Here is a 16,795-nt window from a genome sequence, read left to right as displayed (position 1 = left end):
AAGTGCTCAGACCCGATCGGGTCTGAGCACTTAAGGTCGGAGTCGAATAAGTTATTAAACCAACACAAAATGCAGAAACAATACATCTCACTCGGAAACAAAGACGTATACAACGGCGAGTACCTACTCGCAGCATATCGCGTAGAAACATATGGTGGGCAGTCAATTCTCGAAGCTGCGTCAGAGATGGCATCAGAGTCCTCGACAGGCTCCAACCTCACAGTTGGCTCAGCGACAGGATTCTCAAAGGGACTCGACGCGCTAGTATATGAAGTCGATGAAGAGAAAGGCTTCGCATATATCGCCTACCCTTGGAGGATGTTCGACCAGGGCGGAAATATCCAAAATATCCTTACCTTCATCGCCGGCAACCTTTTCGGTATGGGCAACCTGAAGGCATGCAAGATGGAGGATGTCTATTTCCCGTCGCAGATGATGTCGATGTATGACGGCCCAAGCGTATCACTCGAAGACCTACGCGAGTACCTCCAAGTGTATGACCGCCCAATTCTTGGTACGATCATCAAGCCAAAGATTGGACTCACCACGACCGAGTATGCCGAGCTGTGCTACGACTTCTGGATCGGAGGCGGTGATTTCGTCAAAAACGATGAGCCACAAGCAAATCAAGATTTCGCACCATTCGACAAAGAGGTTGTCGCAGTCAGACATGCTATGGACATGGCAGAGGACAAAACGGGCAGGACCAAGGTACACTCGTTCAACATATCTGCGCCAGATTTCGACACAATGATTCAGAGAGCGGATCATGTACGACAAGTGATGAAGCCAGGCAGCTACTCATTCCTGGTTGATGGGATCACTGCTGGTTGGATGGCAATTCAGACAGTGCGCAGAAGATATCCAGATGTTTTCCTTCACTTCCACCGCGCTGGACATGCTGCATTCACCCGCAAAGAGAACGCTTTTGGATTCTCGGTGCCAGTTCTTACAAAGTTCGCACGACTGGCTGGTGCATCAGGTATCCACTGTGGTACAGCTGGTGTTGGGAAGATGGATGCAGGTGCAGTAGGATTGAGTGAGGATGTAGTAGCAGTACACCAGTGCCTAAAAGTTGAGGCACAAGGGCACCATTTCAAGCAGGTCTGGAGCAAGGTCCCAGAAACAGACTCAGATGTACAGACGATGATTAAAGCAGAAGAAAATCTATGGAACGTCGGGCCACTCGAGGTAAGTAGGATGAGAAGGGAAATTAACAAGAATGATATACATGCAGTCACTGCGAAGGCCGACTGGCGCACAGTTAACAGATGTACCCCTATCGCATCTGGAGGTATGAATCCTGTGCTTTTAGCCGACTATATTAATGCTGTTGGTACGATCGACTTCATAATCACCATGGGAGCAGGTGTTCACTCGCATCCGATGAAAACCACCGCAGGCATGAAAGCTGTAATGGAGGCATTCCGTGCATGGCAAGATGGAAAAACATTGGAAGAGGCTGTTAAGGATAAGGAGGGAAATGATATTGAGTTGGCGACCGCGATTCGGTTTTATAATGAGAAGGGAACTCAGGCGCACAGAATAGTGCAGGATGTTAAACCGTCGGAGGATAAACCCTCTCAAGATGAACCAGATGCTCCTAATAAAGAGTAGCGTTTGAGATATCTTTGTATTGGGCTAAGAAGTTAAATTCTTCCTTAATCTTTTACAAACCTCATTGCCAACCCATAGCTAGGTGCTGAGATTGTCGTATCACGACATTGGTGCTTGAAAGTGCCAATTTATTGCTTTACGCAGTGAGATATTGCCAGTGTAATTACACCAAGTCACGCCCATAGTCGCCAGCTTCACAGATTGAACTATAGGGTGAATTATAGTATAATTGGCCATAAAATTATTACATCGGATCAATGAGCTTTTGGTCTAGAAAGCAATCTGACGTGGATACACATCAGACAGATCGGCGTCCCGAAGAACATATCCCTGAGATCCATGATGATGGGATAGATCCTAGCGCTACAGCAGCAAACTTATTAATGCGTGAAGTAATTGAGAATAAATACACAGTCCCTGCATACCTCCTAACTGGCGAAAAAGATGAATATCCACTGTTTTTGACCAACACAGTTGGGCTCGAAACATACATTAAAAACAACTATTCCTGCACTACAGAAGGATTAGGATCAGAAGTTATACAAGACTTTACACGCCAAAGAATTGTAGACATTGTCAGGATGGCAACGGCTATTTCTAAATCAGCCGATACACTATTCAGTAGTATGGAGGTCAGCGAGATCGAAAGACTTATGCCACAGCAGTACGAAGCATGGCTTGCTTTACAGGAAGCAAGGAGTGCTATAATGACTGACAGGGTAGATAGCAATGTGGATTCATATATAAAAGCGCATGCACTCTTCATAGGCATGTTCCTTGGTGATGCTACTAGGCGAGTGCAGGCTGGTGAACCAATTAGCAGATTCCGAGTGGGACGTCGAGGGGCGGCATTACTCGTCCTTTTAGCGGGATTTCTTACTGCATGTGGTGCTCAGGTAAGCGCAGGGGGAAATTTATACAGTAAAGAGGCATCAATACCAACCAGGACTCCTGCACCTGCATTAACGCACGATAAAGTGGCTAGTCAAACAGCTACGAACACCCAGACTCCTACAAGCACATCAACCCCGACCGCTACAGCTACAGCTACCAACACTCATACCCCTACTTCAACTCCAACACAAACCACAACGAATACACCGACTCCAACCTTCACACCGACCTGGTTGCCCCCAGTAGCTAACACATGCGAGGTAGACGGTGTAAGAGGCATAAGTGGTCCAGAGATAATGATACCGCAAGGTACAGAGATAAATCGTTATTTTATCCCGGAATATCGCGTTGATGGTGTGACCTATAGGGTCAGTATAAATATGACAAACGGACAAGATAGAACCGCTCCTATAAATTTTAGAACGAATGGAGAGGCTCCCGCCGAGCATGCTGGAGTGCCACTTGTTTTTGATCAAGATACTTGCGTGTATCTTAACGGTTCACATGTAAGAGTTATTGAAGCGGAGAATGGTGAGATTGCTTATACCCCTTATCTCAGGCTTGTAGTTAAAAACGAGGCTGGGCAGTATATGGAATACTATGTAGCCGCTTCTGACCTTCTGCCCTTCCTTGATGAAAATACTTTGATTATGGCATTAGGGCCATTAGCCATTGCATGGAAGCCAACAGGCCCAATCCAAGATAGCAACGGCGACACATATTTCGGAGTTGAAAGGTCTCCGGGCAATGTGAGTGCTCACCAATGGAACGTGGATGATCCTTTCGAATTCCGGGTGATAAACGAGGATAGCTCCCCGTTACTAGGTACTGCTCAAATAACAGATGAAAACATTTTATCATGGCTTACAGAGGGGCAGTTAGTATTAGTTACTCACAGGTCTGTACAAAGTTACTCAGTCTATGAGGTCGTAAATAATGGTGATCAGCTAGAATTAAGACTCTTGCCGACGATACCAGGGTGGGGTGAAAAGTTAGCGGAGTGGCAGCATGAGCTTATGCAGCAACCACAAGAAGATGAGCCAAGTCAATTGGAAGAAGCCGACGCTGGATACTAACTAGAGATTACGCATCCTCTAATCCCTGCTTGACAACAATGTTCCCTACTATTACGCTTAGGTGTGAAAATTAAACACCTAACCAAGACATGAAGGTTACACTCCGCAAGAGTTATCTCTATGCAATAGCAATATTGGTCGTTCTTATTCCCGTAGTTATGGGCTCTTTGTTTATTCTTCGGAGAGAGAGCGATTCACCAGACGAGACTGTAGAAAAGTGCCAAATGGATGATTCACTTTACTATTATGGCGGTGAAGATGGTGATGTTACGGTTTCAGTAGGTAGTATCTGGAAGCTATACAGTGTCCAGCCAGTAGTTGAAGAGGTGATTGAAGAAAATGACATTCAATATTTAGTGGGCAAGCTACCTGACATAAATAATAACTGTGTGAAGGTGAAATTTATCATAACTGGAGATTTACCGATTGATGATAAGTCTGGATTTACAAATGATTTTACACTTAATTACGCTGGGCGGGACAAGAAGGGAATTGAAGGATTTAGAGAAGGTATCAAGATTGGTGAGCAAATTAACATAAAATACTTAGCTGCTGCCCCAGACAGTTCTCAGCTAACCGATGAGTTCTGCTCACAGTCAGGGAATAAGTCCGAATATTACTGTGCATTGCAGAGGCTACATAATGATTACCTGCGCTATGAAACAATTGAAGAGCTTGGCCCTGGCAACATAGATCTGTACCCCGTAATATATGGCGCAAATTTCAACTATGATTTGAGGATTATTAGTTATGAATAATGGAGCTCTAGGTAGAAACATATCTGTACTAGGATTAGTCGTAGCACTGCTATTTACTTTTCATTTTGTTCTCGCTGACAAGGCTTTAGCCTTTACTTGTGGTGTATGGAGCTGGACAACTTGCGAAGTGACGGAACAGGGTTGCGAGGGAGATGAATGGGTAACAGTTGAGTGTGAACGAGAGTTTCCGCAATGCCCTGCTGGACATTCTGGAACACCTCGATGTTTTCATCAAGGGCTGGACTACATGGGGTTGGATTATTGTGGAGTGGAAAACTGCATTACAAGCCCACGAAGCTTGCCCGCCGGCGATTATTGCAACGGCTGTATCCCACCCTCAGAACCACCTCCAAACTGCGGAAACGGTGTGCTCGACCCAGGAGAAGAATGTGACGGGAGTCTAGGAAATTGTTCGAATGGATGTTCTAGTAGTTGTACCTGCAATCCCCCTCCCCCACCCCCACCTTGCAGCTGTTCACCCACCTGTACCCCACCATCAGGCTTAAACTACACCGCACCGGCCGCCGGATCCACAATACACACAGGTACAACACTTACATGGACTCTCGGAAGTTGGGGCGCTGATACAAATTCCTCAGCATGTAGCAATAACCAATGCCAATATCAAAGCCACTCTGGTGTTGGAACCTTCCGTCTATATATGGATGGCGCAAACATTACAGAAAGGTGCTCCGGTCACACAGGGAGTGGACAAAACGCATACCTTACTGGCACACAATGCACTATTACATCTGTTGACCCTTCGTGGCCAGGCACGACTCGCACAATCGAGATAAGGGCTTACAACCTATGTGGAGAGACATCAACTACTAGATCGTTCCAATGGGCACCGAACCTCCCCCCATTCTGTGACGCCTTTACTTTCAATCCTGGGGCAGGGCGAATTTTAGGAGGAAGATATGCCAACTATGGTCAAAACCAGTTCAGTATAGATGTAACAGCAGGAGAGACCGACCCATACGGTAATCCACGACACCTCCGATTCTGCTACAAGATTGCCACCGATCCCGACCCTGGGGCACAGTGGGTGTGTCCATATATAGCTAGTGGACAAAACAGTGGAGTCTTCACCTCTTCAATCGACCAGATGAAGGCTCAATTTGTCGGGAACCCTTACTATAATGATATCGATACTCAAGGCTTCTGGACGACTACAAATGTATATGACAATGTAACCCAGAACTTCTGTAACGGTTGGGATATGTACCAGCCGGTAGGAGGCACCTGTGATGGTGGAGATTGTCTCCTGAGATTCCAAAATCAGGCCCCTTCAATTACCGCCACTACGCCGGATCATGACGACAATCCAATTGTAGGTACGGCTACAGATAACGACAATGGCCCAGCCTGTGTTGATAATAATCCGACAAACTACAGCATGACTGTGAACGATCCTGACGGATCTGCCGATATCGATCGCATGGAATTCTCTCTTGCTACACCTGCTATGCTTGGCGGGGACAATCAGAAGTATCTGCCATTGAGCATTATTTTCTCTAAGAAGCTGACACTCCCTGGCTATCAGGCGTTTGCCGCAAACACCTTCTTTATACGTGACTCTAGGGTTGATGGGTCAGGGACGCAGCGATGCATCAGGTCAAACCAGACCGATTTCCCACTCACCACAGCCAACAGCGGTTGGTCACCTAACTTCACAGATCCGAACAATGTTGCCAACACATTGACTGCGAGGACATCTTCAGATCGGAATGTATGGTGTTACGCGGAAGACAGCCACTCATGGTCAGATGGTGTCGCGACTACTGCGACCGTTGGGGGTGTTCAATACAATGTGTGGTACCTGCAGGGTGACCTGACAATTCACGGTAACGGTTATAGCGCAACACTTAAAGGGGCCACTGGAGGAAACTGGAACACAGGTACATATGTGCTCTATCAGCAGAACGGTAACAACGCTATTGCAAACTTCCAAGTACAGTTCAACGGCGAAGGCACAGGCTCGTGGAGCGGCACATACCACAACTTGTGGCTGACAAAGGATGAGATGGGCAAAATGGACGACACAGCAAACCTACCTGGCGAGAGCATCGTGAACTATACATCTGGACATGTAATGCACAACCGAGGCACTACGACCATTGACTTAGTTCGCCCAACAGTCACGTTAGATACTGCTTCGATCGTAAACGCAGAGGTTATAGCAGTACCTTGGAGCGCTCAAGATCAGCATACTGGTGCTACTGGACTGGATAACTACTATATGGAAGGTTTACTGCAGGATGGTGGTCCAACAATTGCTCCTATTGCTTCAAACAACAACTTCCCAGGTCAGCCTGTCGCTTGGTACAACCCATGGCCAGCTGACAATCCAAATAACCCTGATGGTGACTACAATGATGATAGACCTGAGTCACAATACCTTCGCGAGCTAGATATAACTGGAGCACCTCAGACCCAAAATGAGACAGAGTGGATCAATATCGGTGATAATGATTCTGGCTCGTTGGTATTCGACGGATATGCAGTAGATCGAGCCTGCAACATGAACAACAACCCATCGAGTACAATATTCGAGGATATCTTCAGACCATGGATGGTCACACGTGCAGGTCTTGTTTACACAGATGAAATAACTGATACCGTCACTGTGAGAGAGTACGACCCAGACCATCCAAACTTATGCCTTAGCGTGCCTGGATGTACCACATTTACCACATACCCATTCAACTTCGCTACAGACACAATTGACATCACAACTGAATGGATCGGAGCAGGTAGCAGCACTATTCCCCAAGCTATCTTTAAAAATAGCGCGAATAACTTCCTATTTAGATCACCTAACTATGCCGACAATAACAACAGGAGCTGGTATGAAGATCTATTAGAATCTGCACAGAAAACTATTCAGTCCTCACCTGCCGATGTGAATGTAGGTACATTCGCAGGTGGAGCAATGCCAACATATGCTTCAGGGGTTACAGGATGTACGACAACTAACGGCAACCCTTGCATTGTAATTAGCAATGCAGCCGCAGTGATCGGGGGGGCACAACCATTTACATGCAATGTTCCCGCTGTATTTTTCCTACCATCGCTCACAATCGATCAAGATATAGTGAATGACAATAACCGAAACGGCTGCATATTTGTCGTGTCAGGCAATGTGACAATCAATGATGGCCTGTATCGTTCAAGCGGATCCGCATATCCTAAATATGATACTTTAAACACATTTATAATCGCCGATGGGAAGATCGATATCCCCGAGGTTGATCTGGGACAACCTATAAGAGATGGACTCAAAGTCCGCGGTAGTCTCTTGGCTTTCGGTACAAGTGAGAATGGCAAATCTATCGAAATGGATAGGACATTGCGATTAGCAAATAACGCCACATACCCTACATATGTGCTACACCACGATACGCGCTACTACGAGATCGCACGAGCTGTGTTCTCAAACGACCGAGAGGCAATCAAGCAAGAGGTCGGGTTCAAGCCATAAGCTAACATATGTGTCGCTCTATCCGTTGCAAATCACTCCAATGTGTATGGATAATCTGAGGTATCAAGTCTAAACTGCCTATCTACCTCGTATTGGTCTGCTGTGCTAGTAACATCGATCACTTTAATGTCCTGCTGTGCGGCATTGCTAACGACTACAGTGCAGTCCCCTCCATCCAAAGTTATCTCCATTGTGCCGGTGTATGATTTATCAATTTTTAATCGATCTACGCTCTCCTCAAGGCAGTTAGTGACATATGCTGCGGCAACCTTAGCATTGTAATAAGCTCGAGTTGAATTCCGCAGGTTGATGCTGGTTAAGACCAGTGCGATTCCAGAAGCAGTAAGAACTGCCATAACTACGAGCATTGTTGTTAGGGCGATGGCTCCTTCATATTTTGCTGTTGATTGAGCATTAGCCATAATTATTGAATGTAATAAAGATTACTCCAAGATTTCGAGTTATCTGAATCAAACTGAGAATTTACCTCGCAGCTCACACGCACTCCTATAAGATTGCTATCCTCATCTAGCACCTGTTCGATCCTAAACTGTGATACCGTCACGGCATTATTGCTTAGCGGGGATGTTGTTGAATCCCTTGTGAAATTGAGTGTACCACCCACTCGTTCATATTCGACAGTCGAGGCATCGTTCAAAGTTAGTTGCAAAGTCCCGGTGTCATTATCGAAAACAGAGCCAGCTGCATTTATAGAGTCGACATCGTTAAAAACCATGTTTATATGCTCATCGATAAACATCATGTTCTGCTCGATCTTTATCGAGTCACGTGCTCGTCTATTCTGCTCGCGTGTCTGGATAAGCACACCCACTACTAGCGCAAACACTACCCCGAACAGTGCCATATATACCAGCACCTCAATTAATGTGATCCCGCTGTATTTTTTGATTGCTTTGCTCATTTATTCCGAATAAAAAAGTGAAATATCCTTAAATACTGGAGATTCAGCGATATCTCCACTAGTTAAGCGTAATCTGTACTGAATATATCGATGATTCTGAAGCTGTGATGGCAGCGTATTTGTAGTGAATCCTGTGAAGTATGTCGAAGCGGTGCCATCTGGGCCACGCCAAGGCTGTCCGCTCAAGTTAGCTGTATCACCGCTCCGCAGCTGAACCTGCACATTTGTATTAGTGGGTAGGTCACCGTTCCATGCGAAATTGTAGTAGGTCGGAGTTGCGCTAGTTGTATCGAAGACTCTCGAAGTAAAGTACCCTTCGGGCACATAGCCATATCCGTTTGCACCACCACCGCCGGGACCGCCACGCAAGATCTTAAACTCGCTTGTAGTGTCACCTGTCATCAGGTATGAGAAAGCATTTCCATCTCCGTCGACCACTGTATCGATATCGTAGATTCCATTGTTTATCTGCATACCGCCACACTTTGTTGGTGAGTTCTCATTGCTAATATCAAGCCCCTGATACTCTTCTGCGCTTGTTCCGACGAGCACAACTCGGTCATCCTCCTCGAGTAGTGCAAGACCACGCACAGACATACCGTTCGTGTCATAGCTACCCACAATGGGTCGAGAACCAGTTTTCGTAGTCGTGTCGAGTATGAAGAACTCACGCTCGCTAGAGGAGCTATTAGTACCAAAATAGGCACGACTGCCGTCAGCAGACATATAGATATCTTGCACCTGTTGGTTATTTACAGTGGTTTGAGAAGTTACTGAGATGTTATTTGGAGCCGCGACGTTTACAATACCTAGCTCGTACCAGTCATTGTTGAGAGAGGCATACAAATAGTCACCGATAACGATTACCTGGCTCACAGTCCCAAATAGCCACACCAGGTTTAGCTCATCTAGACTTGTCCTTGCACCTGTGTTGGCTGCGGCGGTTCCAGGATTGCCCGCAGTATAGCCAACATCAAATGTGTCTACCTTACGGCCTTGAGCAAGATAACCAACCCCTCTACCATCTACCCAGACGCTATATCCGTTGTTTGTGCCCGAGCCATTATAATGCCCAACTTCGACAAAAGGTGTGACCGAGATATCGAGTATCACTACCTCTTTGTTATCGTCGGTGGTTGCAAGGTAGGCATAGTTGCCTAATACGAAAATATTATTAACCAGATAGTTGTCATACTCATGATCAACCGCTACCACTGGTGGATCGACACCATTTATCGATAGCTTGGTGACAGATATACCAGAAGAAGAGCCTGCTGTGCCGAGATAGGCATACCCAGGGCGGGCAAATACTGTAGTCGCAGTAGCAGATCCCGGGATATCGTACTGGTTGATAGAGAGCGAAGGATTGCACCAATCGGGATAAAAGACTGTGCCAAGCCAGATTTCTCCGCCCTCGTCATTTTCGACGTACGTATCTGAGAGTGTGCCAGCATCAAAATTCGCTTCGGTCGTGTCGTCAAATTTCTGAATTTCCCAGTTATTAACATACATAGTAGTGTTGAGGTTCTGTGATGCGCCAAGGAAATCATTCCATGTGACTTGCACATTCAGCTTCAGCGTGTGTATATCTTCAGTGCCTCCGCTGCTGACAATATTGCGCGAAGCGTCTCTATAAACACGTTCTGTGCTAAAGCTTAGGTTCATATTGTCGTCGGTAGAGGCGCCAGCGACTATCGAGTACTGGTTGCCGCTGAATTGCAGATGCATTGCCCCATCGTCAAGCGACGAGTAGAGCTGCGACCAGTTGCTGCCTTTTACTGTCTCCAAAGCTCTGGTTAGCTCCTCAATCTTCACGGCGGCTAAGGTCTTATTGCGGCTATTTTGGTGGAAGCGCATGGTGTCGATTGAGAAGAATGACATCACACCAATTATCGTACCAAGAATTCCGACTACGATGAGGATCTCAACAAGGCTAAGGCCGCTATATCGATAATTCTCTCGATTTTTGGCTTTGCTGAGTCTAGTCATTTATAAATATTGCACCCTCTGAGTTTATGCTTACGGTGACTGTCAGCGCACCATCTGAGATTGTTATCTCTCCTGGATCGTCGGGCCTCACAGAGCCGGGCTGGAAGAAGATATCTGTTTTAGTACCGAAAAGCGATTCGGTAACATCAACACCTGATTCGATTGTAAAGAGGTCGTCTGCAACTGCTTCATTATAGTTTGCTCCAGATATATACTCGTACGAGTCCGAATTAAACTTAATCCCGTAGCCAAGCCCATTCTTCTTATTATATGCATACTGCTGGGCTTCGAAAATGGCACCAGCGACCTCTTCGGCTGTGCTTATCAGCTTATTCTCACGAATCTGACTGACAGTTAGTGGAAAAACGACAGCAAATGCTGCGATCATTATCCCGATTACTACTACTATCTCAATCAGTGTGAATCCCTTATACTTGCTCCCCATGGATCTGCCTTATAAATTTATGCGTGATCCCCACAGACATCAAAAAATCATTAATTATTGATACTTCCCGTCAGCTGATAGATCGGACCTACAATCATGATTGCAAGCACGCCGATCATTATCCCGATAAATACTAGGAGAAGCGGCTCAAGCAGGGTTGCAAGGTTGTTGCTCATGTCAGTCACCTCTTCAGCATAGAAGTCGTAAAGATAATTCAAGTTGTCTTCAAGGGTGCCGGTCTCCTCACCTATCTGGATCATCTTAGTGAAAGTACTCGGGAAATATACTGGGAATTTTTCTAAAGAGGAGGAGAGAGTGTTTCCAGACTTCACCGACTGGTGTACCTGCACAAGCATCCCTGTGTAAACGCTATTCTCGACAGTCCTTGAAGCAATCTCCAAAGCCGAAGAGATAGGTATACCGCTGTGGAGCAAGATGCCTAGGGTACGCGAGAAGTTGGTGATTATATGCTTCTTGTTGAGCTCCTTGATAATTGGAAATTTCAACATAAATCGATCCTTGAAGCGGATTCCCGCCTTGGTTCTAAGCAGAAGCACACTGGCCACTACGACAACAACAGTTACCCCTATAATCAGGAAGATATTTTCTCGAATAAACTTCGACATGTTTAGGATAAAGAGTGTAAATGGCGGGATTCCGGTGAATGACTCAAATAGCTCTTCAAGCTTAGGCAAGATGAAAAACATCACACCTACCATCTCTATCACAGTAATGGCGAAAACGATGACCGGATACACTAGAGCGCCTTTAACCTTCTTGTTAAGGTCGTGATTTTTCTTCAAGAAGTCTGCGAGGAAGATCAGGTTCTGCTCCAATGTACCACCCTCTTCGCCTACGCTAATTACCGACACGACGATGTGTGAAAAGGCTTTTGGGTGCTTCTTCATCGCATCTGCGACGGTCATACCACCCTGTACGTCGGCAAGGACGAGCTCATAAGCACGCTTAAGCTTCGGATTGGCGGTCTGTGACGCAACAACATTGAGTGCTTCTGAAAGCGACATACCAGACTTGAGCATGATCGAGATATGTCTAATTGAAAGCGCTACATCAAGAGGATTTACCCTACCGATCGGCTTAGTCGATGGTTTTCCTTGTTTCTTTTCCTGAGTGCTTGGCGCATTGCTACTTTTCGGATTTGCACTTTGAGCTACCTTTTCAGGCATTCGGAATGGACAGTGATTTTAATCTGCTCGGGAAAGCCTTTGGATTCAACTATCGAATATTCGGAGAGCTGTCACTACTCCTCTCGTATTGCGGTCACACGTTGCAACTCATCAATGCTAATAATCCCGAGTTTCACCTTCTTTATCCCATCTTCTACAATCAACGTCAAGCCTGATTCTCTCGCGGTTTTGAATATCTCATCGGCCGACGCGCCGCTGTTCACCTGGTCACGCACTGGCTTATTCATTTCCAATATTTCGTACAGACCGATACGGCCTTTATAGCCTACTCCACCGCACGCAGCGCACGACCCCGCCTTGAAATGAGGCTCACCGGGCTTTATCAATGCGGCAATATCGGGTCGGATCTTGGCCAACTCGGCATGCTCTTCTGGAGACATAGTTGTCTGCGCTCTACATGATTCGCACAACTTACGAGCCAACCTTTGCGCAATCACAACATTTATTGTTGATGCCACCAGATATGGCTCAATTCCCATATCCACCAGACGCGGTACTGTGGTGATAGCGTCATTGGTGTGAATCGTAGAGAGCACTAAGTGACCTGTCATAGCTGAGTTTATCGCAATACGGGCTGTCTCACCGTCACGGATCTCACCGATCATAAGCACATCAGGGTCTTGCCTCAGGAGAGACCTCAATCCCGTGGCGAAAGTCATATTTGCCTTGCTGTTGACCTGCACATGGTTGATTCCATCGATGTCATACTCAACCGGATCTTCAATCGTTGTGATATTGATCTCCGGATCGTTGAGGATCTTCAAGATGCTATACAGTGTGGTCGTCTTGCCTGATCCGGTAGGCCCAGCCGCGATGATCATGCCGTAAGGCTTGGTAAAGCTTTTCTGAACCAGCTCAAGATCCCGGCCAACGACGCCAAGATCCTCAAGTCCGAACGCCTTCCCTTGCTGGGTAAGCAGACGAAACACAACCTTCTCGCCTTTTGTTGTAGGAAGAATAGATACACGGGTGTCGACCTTCAGATCCTCAAAAAGGAAGCGGATCTTACCGTCTTGAGGTGCGAAATGCTCGTCGGTTCTCAGCCTCGATGCCACTTTAATCTTGAACACCAATGCCTGCTCTAGCTTTTTATCAATCGTCATTACCTCTCTAAGCAGACCATCAACGCGGAATCGAACTACAACATCATCTTCACGCGGCTCGATATGGATGTCCGATGATTTTTCTTCGAGAGCTTTCTTAACGATCTGCTCTAAGAGCGTTCCTACATCTAATCCACCATCTGTATCGACGAGGTGATCGATAACTTCGTCATACTTACGATTGTCGCTTGGTGGCATTGGGGCTTGTCCAGATGCAGGAGTGGCTTGAGTAGCTTGGGCTGCTGTATCGGTTGTCGTTGCCGCAGGCTCATCAGTTGGCTGTGGCTCTGGTGTCGGGGCTGGAGGAGTTGATGCCGCAGGTGCTGCCGCCTGATCCGGGGCTGGATCTGCTGCTATAGCGATCGGTTCTGCAGGCGCTGAGAGTTCGGCCACTGGCTGTGCAGCTACTTCGGCACTGATAACGGCTTCTTCTTCGCTCGTATCGGTCGATGGCAATGTAGCAGCTGAGGGCTCTGGAACGACTGAAGTAGCAACTGCGCTTTGATCAACGACTTGATCGGCTTGAGTAGCTGCTGGATCGGTTTGCGGCTGAGGAACAGCCGTTTGGGCAGGTTGTGTTTGGCTCTGATCGGTATTAGCCATGCTTCAGTGTACCATAACTCAAGTTGATTAGTGCTTGTCCTATAAAGAGATCCGCCAATTAAATAGAACCCGCCCTCCGTAGCTCGTAGAGCGAAGGAGGGCGGGGTTATTAGCTTACGAATGTAAACCTTTTATCTCTTTACGCTGATTACTTTTCCGTTCTCAGCATCAGGAGCATCGATCTGTACACGACCACCAGTTGTCTGGCAGATTGTGTAACCAGTATCTGCATCATCACCTGTCTGTGGGTCTACAGGAATACCTACGATGTACTCATCAACCAATGTAGCTGCGAGGTCTACGTTACCGGTACCATCTCCAATAGGTGAAGGTGTTGCAGTACAAAGAGGAATTGTACCAAGGTCAGAAAGCTGATTACCTTCCTCAGATGTATACTGAGTTACAGCGTTTAGGATTGCTGTGGCATCAGACTGCCTTGTCGTATTTCGTGTATCTGCGAAGTTCTTACCAGGGTTGATAGCGATGAATGTGATCGCTGCCAAGATCGCGATAAGACCTACGACTACGAGGATTTCAATCAATGTGAAACCTTCATATTTCTTTGCTGAAACCATATAGGGTTAAATATATACTTAGATTAATTAATACAAATTACACTTAACCAATCCGTAATGTCAAGGGCTGTGTCGGGAGTTGTCGCCAAATATTTCCACAAGGTTTTGCTTTGGCTAAGGCATTTTATAGTTGACACAGCATTATTATCGACACTATAGGCGGAGTTCAAAACCATTTAGCGATGGAAATTAGTATAAATCTAACTACCGATACAGAATGAACAGCTCATAATGAATGTTGGATTGCTTTACACCTTTCGCCTTCAGCTCTCGGGCGATCCCTTTGATCATCTTAGAGGGGCCGCATATGTAATAGTTGCGGTTTGAATCAAGATAAATCTCCTCTATCTTAAGACGCTCACGCTCTTCAGTGTCGCAGAGAACTACCTCAAACCAGTCATATTTATTTGCATACCCGGACAGCTCGTCGATAAAGACCTTATCTTCCTCACCTCGGTAGGTGAACAACAGCTTAATCTTCCCTAGGAAATCTCCACCTGCCTGATCAATACTCCGAATCATGCTCATAAATGGCGTGATCCCAATGCCACCAGCCACCCACACCTGATTACCACTATCATAGAAATTGGTAAACCCACCGTAAGGCCCTTCTACGACTATCTGCGAGCCTACATTGAGCCCTCCAACCTCACCAGTGAAGTCTCCAGATTGCTTGATCGAGTATCTGAGCAGCTCTTCATTATTCCCCGAAGAGATAGTAAATGGATGCTTCTCATCGGGCAGATTCGAGCCAACAAACCGAATCCAGGAGAATTGGCCTGGCATATGGTCAAATTTCTTGCCATTCAATTTAACCGAGACCTGATTAACCGTCTGCCCAACAGGATCTACTGCCACTACCTCGCCTTTATACTTCTTGACGAAGAAGCGCTCTAAGAGAGTCCTGAATATATAGCTTATCAATGCAACTGTTACCAGTGTAAATACAGTAAATTGCAGGTAAGGGTTAGTATAAACATCGGTTTTCATTGTAAATGCATGAAGTCCTCCGAAGAAGAGCAAAAAACCCAAGAACTTATGAACGGTTTTCACGATTTCATACTTGCCTTTCCAGAAAAGTGTGAGGCCAATGATTATTAATAAGCCTGTATAAGTAAGCTTCCCGATATTTTGAGGAATATCGGAGAGATTCATAAGCTCGGAAAGATAAAATTGCTGAGAAATAAAGATATTGCGGCTGGTTATGAAAAGTACATGCGCCGAAAGCAGCAGAAAAGCTGTTTCTCCGACCTTTCGATGGAAAAGATACAGCTTATCTAAGCCATCAAAAATTGTATCCATAAACCTATATCTGCCTGAAAGCAATAAATTCGTCGCAAAAAATCCGATACCCATAAGTCCAAACAGTTTGCCAATATTTCCAACATACACGTATGCCGATTTCACCTCCCAGATCCAGGGCTGGGTTATCAGAAATACAATTGCAGGGAATGAGGCAATAAATATTACAAGACATTTGGCTAGCAGTGTGTTGCGATAGAACGGTTTCTTCATTTGACAAGGCTTTCAACTTATACCTACAATATAACATATACAGTAGCTTCACTGCCCCAAATTGCCTAGCTCAGATAGTTTCAGTTACAGGCCGATAACACACTGTTATGAATTAGATAGAAATTCGATTAATATATTAAGTGGGGACAAAGGGATTAAATTCAGCTATCTTTGAGTATGCGACCAAGGTATCTACTAGGTCTGATCCTTATACTTCTCTTTACCGCCGTTGGCGGGCTGACTCTCTTTGTCATTACCACCGACAGTGCCAATGATGTAAATGGAAATAGTGATAGCGAAGTGAAGGTCTTTACCGACGAGGACGATCAGTTTGCTCTCGAGGCAAGATATATCGAAGATAAATGGGAGTACACATTAACTGGCTATCTACCCGACCCATGCCACAGCTTTACGGTTACAGAGCTTATCGCCGAGAGCTACCCAGAACAGGTGACAATCCAAGTTGAGATACTGCCACCGGAAAACGAGATCGCCTGCGTACAGGTAATTCAGGATGTCACCTATAAAGAGGATTTTGTGGCGTCTCCCAATGCCTCGATCAACCTCGTTGTGGTCGAAGCGACTTCGGATAACTCGGGCTAGCAT

14 protein-coding genes are annotated in these 16,795 nt (G+C 46.0%); 6 read left to right on the top strand and 8 right to left on the bottom strand.

The window, feature by feature from the left end:
• Positions 1 to 69 precede the first annotated feature (69 nt).
• From QY318_03255 to QY318_03235, 5 genes are all read left to right on the top strand, one after another.
• Positions 70 to 1,617: a ribulose-bisphosphate carboxylase gene (locus QY318_03255; protein WKZ30841.1), complete on the top strand. Its 1,548-nt coding sequence runs from the start codon at positions 70 to 72 to the stop codon at positions 1,615 to 1,617.
• Between the two features lie 257 nt (positions 1,618 to 1,874).
• On the top strand, positions 1,875 to 3,587 hold the full coding sequence (locus tag QY318_03250; GenBank protein WKZ30840.1) for a hypothetical protein: 1,713 nt from the start codon (positions 1,875 to 1,877) through the stop codon (positions 3,585 to 3,587).
• Between the two features lie 89 nt (positions 3,588 to 3,676).
• A complete protein-coding gene (locus tag QY318_03245; protein WKZ30839.1) occupies positions 3,677 to 4,345 on the top strand; it encodes a hypothetical protein in 669 nt (222 codons plus the stop codon).
• 173 nt (positions 4,346 to 4,518) lie between these two features.
• Positions 4,519 to 4,749, top strand: coding sequence for a hypothetical protein (locus tag QY318_03240; GenBank protein WKZ30838.1), 231 nt, complete (start codon positions 4,519 to 4,521; stop codon positions 4,747 to 4,749).
• Between the two features lie 257 nt (positions 4,750 to 5,006).
• Positions 5,007 to 7,829 carry a hypothetical protein gene (locus QY318_03235; protein WKZ30837.1) on the top strand — a complete coding sequence of 941 codons (2,823 nt, stop codon included), beginning with the start codon at positions 5,007 to 5,009 and terminating at the stop codon, positions 7,827 to 7,829.
• Between the two features lie 32 nt (positions 7,830 to 7,861).
• Here QY318_03235 and QY318_03230 read toward each other — a convergent pair whose 3' ends face one another.
• The 8 genes from QY318_03230 to QY318_03195 all read right to left on the bottom strand — a co-directional run bounded on the left by QY318_03230 (position 7,862) and on the right by QY318_03195 (position 16,189).
• Positions 7,862 to 8,251: a hypothetical protein gene (locus QY318_03230; GenBank protein ID WKZ30836.1), complete on the bottom strand. Its 390-nt coding sequence runs from the start codon at positions 8,249 to 8,251 to the stop codon at positions 7,862 to 7,864.
• A 2-nt stretch (positions 8,252 to 8,253) separates the two neighbouring features.
• Positions 8,254 to 8,751: a type II secretion system protein gene (locus tag QY318_03225; GenBank protein ID WKZ30835.1), complete on the bottom strand. Its 498-nt coding sequence runs from the start codon at positions 8,749 to 8,751 to the stop codon at positions 8,254 to 8,256.
• On the bottom strand, positions 8,752 to 10,740 hold the full coding sequence (locus QY318_03220) for a hypothetical protein (protein WKZ30834.1): 1,989 nt from the start codon (positions 10,738 to 10,740) through the stop codon (positions 8,752 to 8,754).
• Positions 10,733 to 11,185, bottom strand: a complete 453-nt coding sequence (locus QY318_03215; protein WKZ30833.1) for a prepilin-type N-terminal cleavage/methylation domain-containing protein — start codon at positions 11,183 to 11,185, stop codon at positions 10,733 to 10,735. The genes QY318_03220 and QY318_03215 overlap by 8 nt, the downstream gene beginning before the upstream one ends.
• Positions 11,186 to 11,235: 50 nt before the next feature.
• Entirely contained in the window at positions 11,236 to 12,372 is a 1,137-nt protein-coding gene (locus QY318_03210; GenBank protein WKZ30832.1) for a type II secretion system F family protein, read from the bottom strand.
• A gap of 74 nt (positions 12,373 to 12,446) precedes the next feature.
• Positions 12,447 to 14,099, bottom strand: coding sequence for a GspE/PulE family protein (locus tag QY318_03205; GenBank protein WKZ30831.1), 1,653 nt, complete (start codon positions 14,097 to 14,099; stop codon positions 12,447 to 12,449).
• A 131-nt stretch (positions 14,100 to 14,230) separates the two neighbouring features.
• Positions 14,231 to 14,674, bottom strand: a complete 444-nt coding sequence (locus QY318_03200; GenBank protein WKZ30830.1) for a type II secretion system protein — start codon at positions 14,672 to 14,674, stop codon at positions 14,231 to 14,233.
• Positions 14,675 to 14,878: 204 nt separating this feature from the next.
• Complete coding sequence (locus QY318_03195; protein WKZ30829.1) at positions 14,879 to 16,189, bottom strand: ferric reductase-like transmembrane domain-containing protein; 1,311 nt, start codon at positions 16,187 to 16,189, stop codon at positions 14,879 to 14,881.
• Positions 16,190 to 16,366: 177 nt separating this feature from the next.
• Here QY318_03195 and QY318_03190 point away from each other — a divergent pair, with 177 nt between their 5' ends.
• Positions 16,367 to 16,792, top strand: a complete 426-nt coding sequence (locus tag QY318_03190) for a hypothetical protein (GenBank protein ID WKZ30828.1) — start codon at positions 16,367 to 16,369, stop codon at positions 16,790 to 16,792.
• The last annotated feature ends 3 nt before the right edge of the window (positions 16,793 to 16,795 follow it).

The organism is Candidatus Dojkabacteria bacterium (assembly GCA_030583845.1).
Lineage (GTDB): Bacteria > Patescibacteriota > Dojkabacteria > SC72 > JAHDCA01.
Note: the sequence above shows the minus strand (reverse complement) of the source record. Positions and strands in the feature narration are given on the sequence as shown.

Coding starts and splice junctions, on each gene's coding strand:
- QY318_03255 (WKZ30841.1), top strand. CDS start 70: ATGCAGAAACAATACATCTCACTCGGAAACAAAGACGTATACAACGGC.
- QY318_03250 (WKZ30840.1), top strand. CDS start 1,875: ATGAGCTTTTGGTCTAGAAAGCAATCTGACGTGGATACACATCAGACA.
- QY318_03245 (WKZ30839.1), top strand. CDS start 3,677: ATGAAGGTTACACTCCGCAAGAGTTATCTCTATGCAATAGCAATATTG.
- QY318_03235 (WKZ30837.1), top strand. CDS start 5,007: ATGGATGGCGCAAACATTACAGAAAGGTGCTCCGGTCACACAGGGAGT.
- QY318_03230 (WKZ30836.1), bottom strand. CDS start 8,251: ATGGCTAATGCTCAATCAACAGCAAAATATGAAGGAGCCATCGCCCTA.
- QY318_03225 (WKZ30835.1), bottom strand. CDS start 8,751: ATGAGCAAAGCAATCAAAAAATACAGCGGGATCACATTAATTGAGGTG.
- QY318_03220 (WKZ30834.1), bottom strand. CDS start 10,740: ATGACTAGACTCAGCAAAGCCAAAAATCGAGAGAATTATCGATATAGC.
- QY318_03215 (WKZ30833.1), bottom strand. CDS start 11,185: ATGGGGAGCAAGTATAAGGGATTCACACTGATTGAGATAGTAGTAGTA.
- QY318_03210 (WKZ30832.1), bottom strand. CDS start 12,372: ATGCCTGAAAAGGTAGCTCAAAGTGCAAATCCGAAAAGTAGCAATGCG.
- QY318_03205 (WKZ30831.1), bottom strand. CDS start 14,099: ATGGCTAATACCGATCAGAGCCAAACACAACCTGCCCAAACGGCTGTT.
- QY318_03200 (WKZ30830.1), bottom strand. CDS start 14,674: ATGGTTTCAGCAAAGAAATATGAAGGTTTCACATTGATTGAAATCCTC.
- QY318_03195 (WKZ30829.1), bottom strand. CDS start 16,189: ATGAAGAAACCGTTCTATCGCAACACACTGCTAGCCAAATGTCTTGTA.
- QY318_03190 (WKZ30828.1), top strand. CDS start 16,367: ATGCGACCAAGGTATCTACTAGGTCTGATCCTTATACTTCTCTTTACC.